Here is a 12,732-nt window from a genome sequence, read left to right on the forward strand (position 1 = left end):
GGTTCCTTTAGGACGAGGTGTCGAGCGGGCCGCCGACGATCGACAGCGAGATGTAGAGCACCGCGGCGCACAACGCGCCGTAGGTGAGGATGTCGACGGCCTTGCCGCGAATCGCCAGCAGCCCGGCGCGCTCCTCCGGCAGCACCGCGCGCAGCACACCGGCCACGAACAGGGCCACGCCGACCAGCGCCGCACCCTGGCGCCAGTGGTACTGCAAGGCCCGCACCACAGCGACGGCCAGCAGCAGCATGATCACCGCGAACGGCACGTGGACGAGCCAGGGACGATCGCCGCGCTGCCGTTGACCCGTCATCGCCATCAGCGCGCGGCCGCGCGTTCCGCGGCCTCGACCACGTTGGTGACCAGCATCGCCCGCGTCATCGGGCCCACGCCGCCGGGGTTGGGCGACAGCCAGCCGGCCACCTCGGCCACCGCCGGGTCGACGTCGCCGGTGAGCTTGCCGTCCACATGCGAAACGCCGACGTCCAGCACTGCCGCGCCGGGCTTGACCATGTCCGGCTTGATGATCCCGGGCACGCCCGCCGCGGCGATCACGATGTCCGCGCGGCGCACCTCGGCGGCGAGGTCGCGAGTGCCGGTGTGGCAAAGCGTGACGGTGGAGTTTTCGCTGCGGCGGGTGAGCAGCAGGCCGAGCGTGCGGCCGACGGTGATGCCGCGGCCGACCACGGTGACCTGCGCGCCGTTCAGCTCGACGTCGTGCCGCTTGAGCAGTTCGATGATCCCGTAAGGAGTGCAGGGCAGCGCGCCCTTTTCGCCGAGCACGAGCCGGCCGAGGCTGATCGGCGCGAGGCCGTCGGCGTCCTTCTCCGGGTCGATGCGCTCCAGGACGCGGTTCGCGTCGAGGTGCTTCGGCAGCGGCAGCTGGACGAGATAGCCGTGGCAGGCCGGGTCGGCGTTCAGGTCGTCGATGACGGCCTCGAGCTTCTCCTGCGAGATGTCCGCGGGCAGGTCGCGGCGGATCGAGTTGACGCCGATCCTCGCGCTGTCCGCGTGCTTCATCTTCACGTAGGCGTGGGAACCGGGGTCGTCGCCGACCAGCACCGTGCCCAGCCCAGGGGTGATCCCCTTCTCCGCGAGCGCGGCCACGCGCGGGCGCAGCTCTGCGAAAATGGCGTTCTTCGTGGCCTTGCCGTCGAGAATCTTCGCCGTCACGGCGGCCATTGTCGCAGAGTCGCCGGAGGCTGCCGGTCAGGAGTGGGTTCTGCACTCTGTGTGCGCACGACACCACCCGATCGGCCCGCGCGTCTTCCGTCGAATCAGCCGTCCCGGGTCTTAAGCTGGAGGGGCTCCACCGCATCACCCACCCTGGCGTGTGACCCGTGCCATATCGCGTCCGTCGAGGTCAGCGGGCACGTCCACCGGCCCGAGGGTGGCAAAAGCCCTATGCGGGGTGCGTTCGTGCGCGCGAACAGTCAAAATGTTCTCTGTGGCACAACCGACGACGCAGCTGAACGCGACGGAGCAGGACACTCTGGTCAAGCAGATCGGACTGGCCCTGCTTCGCGCCGCCCCGCGCGACTGGCGCAAAGTCTCCGCGGAGTACCGAGCCGTCGGCAGGTACCACGAGCTGACCGGCGAGATCGTGCTCGAAGACGGATCGGCCCAGGAATGGATCGCGACACACGACATCGCGACCCTCTTCGGCAGGCTCCGCGCGGGCATGTACCGCGACGGCCGCGGCACCTGGTTCAACGCGCGGTACCAGCTGGACCACCCCTCCAGCTACAACCTCGAGTACAACCGCGACGAGCCGCACTGGCACCTCGCCCCGCCGCCCCAGGCGTACTCCGACGAGCTGCGCATGTTCCCGCGCACCGAGGACAACGTGCCGGAGTGGCTGATCCGCCGGATGTCCGGCCTCGGCCCGGAGCAGCCCGGACCGCACTTCCGCATCGCGCGGATCTTCGACACCATCGGCCCGGCCGGCCGCCCCGTCATCAACCGTCCCGACCTGGACGTCGACGAGCAGGACCGCTTGCTGGACTACCTCGACCACGCGCCCGTCGTGGTCCAGGACCGCGGCTACGACATCGACCGGCTGGCCCAGACTCCCGAGGCGACGGTGCCGGTCGCCTTCCACAGCGACGGCCACTGGATCTGGCCGGCCGCGGTGAACTTCTACCTCCGCACGTACGGCGTCTCGCCGGAAGCGGATCTGATCGAGCACATCCGGGCCAACGGCTTCCAGCATCCGCAGGTGGACGACCTGACCCTGCAGGGCGCGGCGGCGTACCTGACTCGCGGGAGCCAGACTCCGCAGCAACGGCCTGCTCCCGGGGCTGGCGGCCCTGGCGGGGCCGGTGGTCCTGGCGGGCCTGGCGCTGGCCCTGGCGGGCCCGGCGGCCCTGGAGCTGGTGGGCCCGGCGGACCGGGTGCGCCTGGCGGACCTGCCGGGACCGGTGGGCTTGGCGGCCCTGGCGGCGCTGGTGCTCCCGGCGGGCCCGGCGGTCCCGGTGGCGCGGGCAACGCTGGCGGTTCTGGCGCTCCGAGCGGACCTAACGGTCCCGGCGGGCCGAACGGCGTCGGCAGCCCCGGTGGACCTAGCGGACCCGGTGGCGCTGGCGGATTCGATGCCAACGGCCCTGGTTCCGGCGTCCCCGCCGCTGCCGGACCCGGCTCCGGCAGCCCTGGTGGCGCTGGTGCTGGCGGCCTTGGCACAGCCGGAGTCGGCGCGGCAGCAGCTGGACTCGGCGCGGCCGGTCTCGGCGCAGCCGGACTCGCCGCCGCAGGCAGGTCCAACGGCCCCGGCACGGCCGGTGGACCGGACGGCCCCGACAACTTCCACCCAGCCGACGAGTTCGACGCCGCCGCCTCCGGCAGGCCCGGCGCTACCGGCGGACCGGGCGGCCCTGGTTCCGACCGTCGCGGCCCAGCCGATGACTTCGACAACCGCGATTCCGGCAGGCCCGGACGCCCGGACGGCTCCGACGAGTTCGGCAGCTCCGGTTCCGGCAGGCCCGGCGCGACCGGCGGCCCCGACGGCTACGACTCGGCGAACGACCTCGGCAACCGCGGCTCCGGCAGGCCCGGCGCTGCGGGCGGTCCAGGCGATTTCGACTCGGCGAACGACTTCGGCGCACCCGGCTCCCGCAGGCCCAGCCCAGCCGATGACCCCCGCTCGGCCGGTGGCCTAGACGATTTCGGTCACGACGATCTCGGCGCGGCCCATGAGTTCGGCAGCCCTGAGTCCGGCAGGCCCGGCACGGCAGGCAGCCCCGACAGTCTCGGCCGAGCCGACGAATTCGGCGGCCCCAACTCTGGCAGGCCCGGCGCAGTTGGCCGACCAGAGGGTCCCGACGGGTTCAACCGAGCCGACGAGTTCGGCAGGCCCGGCGAGCCCGGTGCCGCGGATGAATCCGGCTTCGACGACCGCGGCGGTTCCGACGATCCCTTCGGGCCAGCCGCGCGCGGTGGTTCGGACCGGCACGACCGGTCTGGTCCGCAAGGCCCGGGCGCGCAGGATGCTCCGAGCGGTCCGCAGGGCACGCGAGTGTCCCCCACGGACAGCCCCAGCGGGTCGCATGGACTGGGAGTAGCCGCAGCGGGAGCGGCCGGAGTCGCGGGCGCGGTGGGAGCTGCCGAGTTCGCTGGCTCGCGCGGAGCCGACGATCCCGGTCACCCGCATGAGGCTGACTACGCCGAGCATCCCGACGCGTCCGGCTACGACGACCACGCCCACGACGCCGTCGGTTACGCCGAGCCTGGCCACCACGACGCCGTCGGTTACGCCGAGCCTGGCCACCACGACGCCGCTTACGACCAGCACGGTCAGGACAGCGGGTACGACCAGTCCGGCCACGCCGAGGACTACGACCGACATGACCGCGGCGAAGGCCAGCGAGGCCAGGGCTACGACGAGTCCGGCCATGAAGGCGGCTACCGCGACTCCCATGGCGAATACGACGAATCCGCATCGCACGACGCTCGCGGGTACGACGCCGAACCGCACGGGTACGAGAGCGGTTACTCCGACGACCAGCACGGGTACGAGGACGCCGCGTCCCACGAGCACGGTCACGACGAAGCGGGTTACGACGAGCACCACGTCGATGACCGCAACCGCGAGGCGACCGGCGACTACGACGACGCCCACGGGTACGACGACCACCTCGACGCGCACGGGAGCAAGGTCCCCGGCGCGTTCGACCAGCCTGCCCCGCACGCGGAGGACGGACTTGTCGGCGCGGATGGCCTCATCGGTGCCGACGGGCTCATCGGCGCGGACAGCACCGCCGACGAACCCGCCGCCTCGAACCGGCACAACGCCGAGTCTGAGGCGGGCCGTCGCGCGGCGGCGGCCGACGGTCGCGGTGACCAGGAGGGCGGCCGTCGGCGGGCCCAGCCGGATGCCGAGGCGGACGACAGCCGTCGGGAAGACGTGCGGCTGAACGCCGAGGACGGCGGGCGGCGCGGCGCGGAACCCGACAGCCAGGCCGAACCGGCGGGCGAGCACGGCGGTCACGTCGGCGCGGCTGCGGCCGGGATCGCCGCGGCTGGCGGGCTAGCTGCGGCCGGGCTTGCCGCCGCGCACGGTCGCGGTCGCGAGAAGGAGGCCGAGGGGCGGCACGGCACCGCGCCGGAGCGTCCGGCCGAGCCGCCGTTCGAGCAGGACTTCGACGGCGCGCAGTACGACCACCGCTACGACGACGGCCATTACGACGACGGCCATTACGACGACGAGGACCACACCGAGGTCCACCACGACCTCGTCCCCGGTCGCAACGGCACCGGTCCGGGCCATCCGGGCGACGACGAGGACGACACCGACGTCCACCAGCCGGTCGACGCCGGGCACGACGAGCCGGTGCTCTTCACGCACGGCAACGAACCGTCCCGCGACGACGACGAGCAGCGGGCCGAACTGTTCACGCACTCCGGTGGCTACGAGGACGACAGCCGGCGCGAGGGCGAGTACGACGCGGGCCCGCCGACCACGATGATCATGCCGGGGTCCGAGATCCCCGGCGGGCTTCCGGTGCCGGAGATGCCGGTGCCCCCGCCGTCCGGCGGGCGGCGCGCGGCACGGGAGCAGGCCGAACCGGCCCCGGTCGTGCGGCGGGAGCAGCCGGCCGAACCGGAGCTGGCCGATCTGCAGGCGAAGCTCGACGAGCTGAACGTGCCCGATGCCGCGTACCGGCTCGGCGGCCCCACCGAACGCGGGTGGAGCGTCGAGCAGGTGGGCGAAGGCTGGCGCGTCGGCTGGTACGACGGCGAGCTGATCAACCCGGCGGTGTTCGGCGACGCCGAGGACGCCGCGGCGTTCATGCTCGGCAAGGTGCTGCTGTACCCCGACGGGTATGTCGCGCCGCAAGCCCCGGCTCCGGCTGAGCCAGTCGCGGACGCGCCGAAACCGCCGGTGGTGGCGACGTTGTCGCCGGAGGTCGCGACGGGCTCGTTCCCGGTGCGGCCCCGCGAGAACGTGCCGCCGCAGGAGCAGACCGCGTTCACGCCTGCCGATCAGCTGCTGGCCGACGACGAGCCGCCGGCCCGGCAGACCCCGCCGCCCGCTCCGCCGACGCAGATCGCGGCCCCGGTGAGCCCGCCGACCCAGGTGGCTCCTCCGGTCAGCGCTCCGCCGACGCAGATCGCCTCGCCGGTCAGCGCGCCGCCCACCCAGGTCGCGCCTCCGGTCGGCCCGCCGCCGCGGCGGGAACCCCCGGTGCGGCGCGAGGAACCGGTGCGCGCCAACGGATCCGGCGGCAGCGGGCAGTGGCCCATCGGACCGCTGTCCGGGGAACCGCCGCTGACTCTGTTCCGCGGCAAGGAACTGCGCGAACTGCCCGCGGGCAGCGAACTGGACCGCTTCGGCGGCCCGAACGGCAACCTGACCTACGCGGCGGGCACCCCGTTCGAGGAGCGTTCGCTGGTGCCGGAGTGGGTGAACCGGCCGTACCACGTGTACCGGGTGCAGCGGCCGCTCGAAACCCTTGCCGGGGTGGCGATCCCGTGGTTCAACCAGCCGGGCGGCGGGTCGGCGTACCTGCTTCCGGCGAGCATCGAAGAACTGCTCGCCGAGGGCGACCTGATCGAACTCGACCCGGGCGAACCGCCGATCGACTGAGAACGCGGAAAAGGGGCGGGGCCAGCGGGCTTCGCCCCTTTTCCGTGCGCGAAAACGGGCTACTTGACGACCAAGCCATGGGCCGCGGCGAACGACACCGCCAGTTCGACGTCCACGTACGCCCCGCGCAGATCCGCCTGCACCAGCCCGTTCGCGTCGACCACCGCGCCGCGCAGGTCGGCTCCGGGAAGTTTCGTGCCGATCATCCGGGCCCCGGACAGATCCGTGCCCCGCAGGTCGGAATCCGTCAGATCCGTCTCGTTGAGGTTCACTTCCCGCATCCGCAGGCCCGACAGGTCCAGTTTCCGCAACCGGCCGCGCGCGAACGACGCCAGCGACAGATCGCATTCGGTCAGCGCGATCCCGGTGTATCGGCAGTCCACAAAGGACGAACCAAGCAGCGAGCACGACGACCAACGGCTGTCGGCGAGCACCGACCGGTCGAACGTGCACGACCGGAACGCCGACGCGTCGTGCCGCGAACCGGCGAGGTCGACCTTGGTGAAGTCGCAGTTGTCGAAGGTGCAGCCGCGGGTGCGCAGGTCGCGCAGGTCCGCCTCGGTGAAATCGCAACCCACGAACTGGCGTTTTTCCCACCACTGGCCGGAAAGTCGTGCTTCGGTGTAGTCCTCGCCGGTCTCCGTCACCCCGACAGGATGACAGCAGCCCCGGCGCCGCCTCGTCGACGGGGTGGCTGCGAGCCGCCGGAAGGCGTGTGTCCACGAACTGTCCGCCGGTCATCGGAAGTCCCGGGATTTCGTGGGGATCCGCAGCGTCAGCTGCTCGAGTTTCTGCGCGCGCACGCTCGCCACGCCGTCCGCTTTTTCGAGCACTCCGTGCACCAGCAGGGCCGCGCTGCCCCGCGCGATCCGGTGGAACCGTTGCCACAGCCCGAGTGTGCAGATCACGTTCACCATGCCGGTCTCGTCCTCGAGGTTCAGGAACGTGACTCCACCGGCGGTCGCCGGGCGCTGGCGGTGCGTGACCGCTCCCCCGACGAGCACCCGTTCCCCGTCGTCCCGGCCCAGGAGCTGGTCGGCGGTGATCACCCCGAGCGCGTCGAGCCGGTCGCGGATGAACTCCGTCGGGTAGCTGTCCGGCGAGATCCCGGTGGCCCACACGTCGGCGGCGGCGAGGTCGAGCCCGTCCATCCCGGGCAGCATCGGCGCGTCCACGCCGACGCCGGTGCCTGGCAGTTTCTCCGGCCGGTCCTGTGCGACCGCGCCCGCGGACCACAACGCCTGCCGCCGGTCCGGGCCGAACGCGCTGAACACGCCCGCGGTGGCCAGCGCTTCCAGCTGCGGCGTGGTGAGCCGGACGCGCCTGCCGAGGTCGGACATGCTCTCGTAGCGGCCGTTCGCCTGCCGTTCCGCCACGATCTCCTTGGCCAGCGTTTCGCCGATCATCCGGACAGTGCTGAGCCCGCCGCGCACCGCATGGAGTTTTCCGTTGTCCGGCAACGCTTCCAGGGTCGCGTGCGGGAGACTCAGGTTGAGGTCCGGGCCGAGCGTGACGACGCCGTGCCGGCGCGCGTCCGCCACCAGCGACTGCGGCGAGTAGAACCCCATCGGCTGCGCTCGCAGCAGGCCCGCGCAGAACGCGTCCGGGTGGTAGTGCTTGAAGTACGCGCTCGCGAACACCAGATGCGCGAAGCTCAGCGCGTGGCTTTCCGGGAAGCCGAAGTTGGCGAACGCCTTGAGCTTCTGGAAGATCTTCTCCGCCAGCTCCGCGTCCACCTCGTTGGCGATGGCTCCGTCGAGAAACCGCTTGTGCAGCCGTTCCATTTTCCGCTGCGACCGTTTCGAGCCCATCGCGTGCCGCAACTGGTCGGCCTCGGCCGGGGTGAAGTTCGCGACGTCCAGGGCGATCTGCATCATCTGCTCCTGGAACAGCGGGACTCCCAGCGTCTTCTTCAGAGCCTTCTCCAGCAGCGGATGGTCGTACTCCCACTTCTCGCGCCCTTGTTTGCGGCGGATGTACGGGTGCACCGAACCGCCCTGGATCGGGCCGGGGCGGATCAGCGCGACTTCCACGGCCAGGTCGTAGAATTCCCGCGGCCGCAACCGCGGCAAGGTCGCCAGCTGGGCCCGGCTCTCCACCTGGAACACGCCGATCGCGTCGGCACGGCAGAGCATGTCGTAGATGTTCTCGTCGTTGAGGTCCAATTCGGCGAGATCGATCTCCTCGCCCTTGTACTCCTTGACCAGGTCGAGCATGTAGTGCAGCGCGGAGAGCATGCCGAGCCCGAGCAGGTCGAACTTCACCAGCCCCGCCGCGGCGCAGTCCTCCTTCTCCCACTGCAGCACGCTGCGGTTCTCCATCCGCGCCCATTCGACCGGGCACACCTGGCTCACCGGTTCCCGGCACATCACCATGCCGCCGGAGTGGATGCCGAGGTGCCGCGGGAAGTCTTCGAGCGCGAAGGCGAGTTGCACGACGTCGCGCGGGATGTCGTGGTCGTGGTCCTTTTCCGTGCGCTGCAAGGCGCCCCAGCGGTCGATCTGTTTGCTCCACGCGTCTTGCTGGCCGGGCGAGTAGCCGAGCGCCCGGGCGGCGTCGCGGATCGCGGAGCGGGCACGGTAGGTGATCACGTTCGCGACCTGCGCGGCGTTGAGCCTGCCGTGTTTGCCGTAGACGTACTGGATCGCTTCCTCGCGCCGGTCGGACTCGATGTCGATGTCGATGTCCGGGTAGCCGTCGCGGTCGGGCGCAAGGAACCTCTCGAAGAGCAGGTGGTACTCGATGGGGTCGACCTTGGTGATCCCGAGCGCGTAGCACACCGCCGAGTTGGCCGCGGAACCTCTTCCCTGGCACAGGATTTCGTTTTCCCGGCAGAACCGGACGATGTCCCAGACGATCAGGAAGTACCCGGGGAACTCGAGCTTCTCGATCACCTCCATCTCGTGCTCGATCTGCTGCCAGGCCTTGTCCTCGTGGTCTTTGCCCGAGTAGCGCTCCTCGAAGCCCTTCTTGACGAGATTTCGCAGGTGCGTGGTCTCGGTCTCGCCGTCCGGCACGTCGAACGGCGGCAGCTCCGGCGCGAGAAGCTCAAGAGGGAAGGCGCATTCCATGCCCAGCAACGCCGACCGCTGCACCGCGCCCGGATACCGCTGGAAGACTTCCGCCATTTCGTTGCCGGAGCGCAAGAACGCGGCGGCGTCGCCGGGCAGCCAGCCTTCGAGGTCGTCGATGCTGCGCCGCGCGCGGATGGCGGCAAGCGCGTCAGCGAGGCGGCCGCGTTCTGGGCGGGCGTAGTGCGCGGCGGTGGTCGCGACGGTGGGCAGCTTGAGTTCGCTGGCCATCTCGGCGAGCAGGTCGTTGTGCACGCTGTCGAGCGGCTGGCCGTGGTCGATCAGTTCGACGTATACCTGGGTTTGGCCGAAGAGATCGACCAGCCGGCGTAGTTCGGCGAGCGCGGCGTCCGGGCCTTCGCGCACCAATGCCGAACGCACGGATCCCTTGCGACAGCCGGTAAGCACCGCGCATTTCCCCGCGACTTCCTCCGCCACAGCGTGCAAGTCGTAGATCGGACGGCCTTTTTCGGCACGCTCCGCTTTTTCGTTTTCGTGACCGCGCAGCTGTCCGGCGGTGATCGCCCGGCACAGGCTGCGGTAACCGTCGTCACCGCGGGCCAGCAGCAGGAGGTGTTCGCCTTCGGGGTCGGCGACACCGTTTTGCGGCCCGGGCAGCCCGAAGCTCAACTCGGTGCCGAATACCGTTGCGACACCTAGCTCTTTGGCCGCTTCGGCGAAACGGACCACTCCGTACATGCCGTCGTGATCGGTGAGCGCGATCGCGTCGAGCCGCAGCCGCGCGGCTTCCTCCACCAGTTCCTCGGGATGGCTGGCGCCGTCGAGGAAACTGAAGTTGGAATGGCAGTGCAGTTCGGCATACGCCACCCGCGGCCCGGCCTCCAGGTCGCTGCGAGGCGGCGGGATGTCGGCGGGGCGGCGGTACGCCTCGCGTTTGCGGCCCCACGCGGGACTGTCGCCGTGGTCGCCGGGCGGCATCCCGCCCGAGAGCGCCCGCGCGAGGTCCTTCCACGGGACCGGCGGGTTGTTCCAGCCCATCGTCAGTCCACCCGGTTCTCGGGCGATCGGCGGGGCTGCGGGATCAGCAGCGCGACCGGCACCGGGTCGAACGGGCACGGCGGTTCGACCGGAACGCGGGGCGCCGGCAGGTCGTGGTCCATCAGTTTCCCTTCACTGTCACCAAGGATTGTTGAGCAGGTACAGGTCCTTGCTCCCATCAGTCGTAACTTCCTTCCACTGTCCACACTGGATTTTCAGTTCCGGAGCAGAGGACGAGCACCGCCTCCGGCGCCTCGTTTTCCCCTGCTTCGAGCAACAGCTGCAGCCGAGCTTGCTGCGGCCCGGTCGAACGACGGCCCGACGTGACCGGCCACGGACCGGCCCATCCGGTGATCGGCCGCGGTGGCCCGCCCGCGACGCGAAGTCCGTGCGGCGGCGCGGTCAACCGTTTGCGCGCGGTGAGTCCGACTGGCCTCCCCTGATCGTCGATGACCTGGACTGGCAACGGTTGTTCCAGCACCGTCGCCGGGGACGGAGACGGCAACCGGGCAGGCCACGTGGCGTCCGGCGGTCCGACGGGCTCCCGCGGATCGCCCCACGGAATGAGCCGGACCCGGCTTGCCGGATCGCGTCCGCCGTCGAGCAACGGCGTGACCACGCCTTCCGGGCCGAGCAGACCTTGCACCCGCACGAACGCCCGGCCAGCCCGTTCGGCAGCCAATTCCTCGTCCTCGCCGGGGCCGGCACCGGGATCGCTCCCCCGCCACAGCCCCAGCTGCAATGACCTCCCTTCGACAGTCTCTTCCGGTTCGAGCCGCAACCGCGCGACCCCGGCCGTGGGCCGTTCGCCGGGCGCGGCCTTGAGCCAGCCCTCGAACTGCCACCGAACCCGGTCCGCGACCCCTTGCGGCGTAAGTGGTTCCGCACAACGCCAGACGCGACCGAGCTGCTCGCCGTTCTCAGTGGTCGCGTATATACCCAATCGAGTGCACGCGAGCCCGCGATCAGCGAGTGCGGCATGGAATCGCGCACCGAGCTTTTTGGCCATGAACGCAGCGACATCCACGCGGGCAAGCACCGGGTCGAACGACTCGGCGAGAGACAGCTCCGGCGGCGGACTGCGGCGCAACGGCGGCCGGTCGGACAATCCCCGGGCCAGCCGATGCGCGAGCACCCCGGTGCGCCCGAACCGAGCGGCTACGTCCCGCTCGCCGAGTTCGGCGAAGGCACCGAGCGTGCGCAACCCGAGCCGGACGAGCAGGCCGACCAGATCCGCTCGTTCAGAGCCGGGCTGGTCCAGTTCGAGCACCGGCAACGGGGCGAGGAATTCGGCAGCCCGCCCAGGTTCGACCAGCGCCCCCTGCCGCGCGGCGAGGGTCGCCGCGAACAATCCCTCCGCCACGCCGACCTGGCATTCGACCCCAGCCGCCGCGGCCACCTGGTCCACCAGTTTCTCCGCGAGCTGCGGTTCGCCGCCGAAATACCCGGCCGCGCCCGCGACGGGAACCGCGAGCAGCCCAGGCCGCACCACTTCCAGTCCGACGACCAGTTCCTCCACCGCCGCCGCGACGTTCTCGAAGAACCGTGCGTCCCGCGCCTCGTCGACGCCGAACACCGCCAGGTCGGGGCACTGGGATTCCGCTTCTCGCCGCCGCATGCCGCGCCGGATGTTCCGCGCCCGCGCGACCGCGGTGCACGCGACGACCCGGTTGGCATGGAACACCGCCGCCGGCCGGGTAAGCACACTCCCCGCCGCGGCGACGGCAGCGACCGCGGGCCAGTCCGGACACCAGAGGACCAGCATCCGCACCGGGTGGCGACGTGGATCTTTCTGTCCTTTGTGGACGTCACTGGTCACCCGACTGCCTCTTCCCGTGCTGCGACGCGCTTTTCACCCCGGGAAACCCGCCCGTCCGGTCCGGGCAGAAGCACCGGTGCCGACCGAGGCCGGGCCGCTGCACCGCGTCCGCGGGCATGCACCTCGACCGGGCGGGAACGGAGGTGTCCGGCGCCATGTTCGAGGACACCGGTCCAGGCTCCGGGGGTGCAGTGCAGCTCGACGTCGGCGGCAGGCCAGGGCCCCAGCGAAAGCAGCACCGCCCCGCGATTCCTCGCCCTTGCCGAGAGCCTGCGCGCGACGTCCGGCCGGACTGAACGAGGCTCGGTGACGACGAGGTCGACGCCGTCGAGCAAAGCGGCCATCACCGCCGGGTATTCGGCTCCCGGCTGAGGAACCAACGCGAGCCGCGAAACGGCGACCCCGTGCTCAGCCGCCGCGACAATCCCCAGCGAGGGGGCACCGACCACCGCGGCCCACGCCCCGGCGACGGTCGCCTCCGCGAGCAACGCGAACAGCAACGAGGTGGAGTGGTGGACCGCGACGACGCTCCCGCGGCGCAACCCAGCCCCGGGGAGAAGATCGGCCAGGGCTGGGGCCACGGGAAGCATCCGCCCGGCGGCGCGGCCCCAGTCGGTCCGGGAAGCCCGCTCGGCGGCGACGGTGCTGGCAGTGCTGACGCCGGGGAGGGCGGTCAGCTTGGCCAGCGGGTGCGCCGGATCCGCCGGGTCCGTCGGGTCCGCCGGTGAAGGCGGGGCGGCGGGGTGGAGCCGGGTCGGAGG

7 protein-coding genes are annotated in these 12,732 nt (G+C 71.2%); 1 reads left to right on the plus strand and 6 read right to left on the minus strand.

Going from position 1 to position 12,732, the window contains the following annotated elements; all coding sequences use genetic code 11:
* Positions 1 to 7 precede the first annotated feature (7 nt).
* Both D0D37_RS17850 and D0D37_RS17855 read right to left on the minus strand, forming a co-directional pair.
* Complete coding sequence (locus tag D0D37_RS17850; RefSeq protein WP_116201678.1) at positions 8 to 319, minus strand: DUF3017 domain-containing protein; 312 nt, start codon at positions 317 to 319, stop codon at positions 8 to 10.
* Entirely contained in the window at positions 319 to 1,173 is an 855-nt protein-coding gene (locus D0D37_RS17855) for a bifunctional methylenetetrahydrofolate dehydrogenase/methenyltetrahydrofolate cyclohydrolase (protein WP_116201688.1), read from the minus strand. The genes D0D37_RS17850 and D0D37_RS17855 overlap by 1 nt, the downstream gene beginning before the upstream one ends.
* Before the next feature lie 265 nt (positions 1,174 to 1,438).
* Here D0D37_RS17855 and D0D37_RS47980 point away from each other — a divergent pair, with 265 nt between their 5' ends.
* Complete coding sequence (locus tag D0D37_RS47980; protein WP_244223557.1) at positions 1,439 to 6,082, plus strand: glycohydrolase toxin TNT-related protein; 4,644 nt, start codon at positions 1,439 to 1,441, stop codon at positions 6,080 to 6,082.
* A 59-nt stretch (positions 6,083 to 6,141) separates the two neighbouring features.
* Here D0D37_RS47980 and D0D37_RS17870 read toward each other — a convergent pair whose 3' ends face one another.
* The 4 genes from D0D37_RS17870 to D0D37_RS17885 form a co-directional block, all read right to left on the minus strand.
* The gene (locus D0D37_RS17870) at positions 6,142 to 6,729 is read right to left on the minus strand and encodes a pentapeptide repeat-containing protein (protein ID WP_116201679.1); all 588 of its coding nucleotides are present in this window, start codon (positions 6,727 to 6,729) and stop codon (positions 6,142 to 6,144) included.
* Between the two features lie 90 nt (positions 6,730 to 6,819).
* Positions 6,820 to 10,152 (minus strand): error-prone DNA polymerase, encoded by a 3,333-nt coding sequence (locus D0D37_RS17875; RefSeq protein ID WP_116201680.1) that lies wholly within the window; start codon positions 10,150 to 10,152, stop codon positions 6,820 to 6,822.
* A 178-nt stretch (positions 10,153 to 10,330) separates the two neighbouring features.
* Positions 10,331 to 11,917, minus strand: coding sequence for a DNA polymerase Y family protein (locus D0D37_RS17880; protein ID WP_162834289.1), 1,587 nt, complete (start codon positions 11,915 to 11,917; stop codon positions 10,331 to 10,333).
* Positions 11,918 to 11,967: 50 nt separating this feature from the next.
* Entirely contained in the window at positions 11,968 to 12,561 is a 594-nt protein-coding gene (locus D0D37_RS17885) for a hypothetical protein (protein ID WP_116201691.1), read from the minus strand.
* Positions 12,562 to 12,732 lie beyond the last annotated feature (171 nt).

The sequence above is a fragment of the Amycolatopsis circi genome (assembly GCF_003385235.1).
GTDB classification, from domain to species: Bacteria; Actinomycetota; Actinomycetes; order Mycobacteriales; family Pseudonocardiaceae; genus Amycolatopsis; species Amycolatopsis circi.

Coding starts and splice junctions, on each gene's coding strand:
- D0D37_RS17875 (WP_116201680.1), bottom strand. CDS start 10,152: ATGGGCTGGAACAACCCGCCGGTCCCGTGGAAGGACCTCGCGCGGGCG.
- D0D37_RS17880 (WP_162834289.1), bottom strand. CDS start 11,917: ATGCTGGTCCTCTGGTGTCCGGACTGGCCCGCGGTCGCTGCCGTCGCC.
- D0D37_RS17885 (WP_116201691.1), bottom strand. CDS start 12,561: ATGCTTCCCGTGGCCCCAGCCCTGGCCGATCTTCTCCCCGGGGCTGGG.
- D0D37_RS47980 (WP_244223557.1), top strand. CDS start 1,439: ATGTTCTCTGTGGCACAACCGACGACGCAGCTGAACGCGACGGAGCAG.
- D0D37_RS17850 (WP_116201678.1), bottom strand. CDS start 319: ATGGCGATGACGGGTCAACGGCAGCGCGGCGATCGTCCCTGGCTCGTC.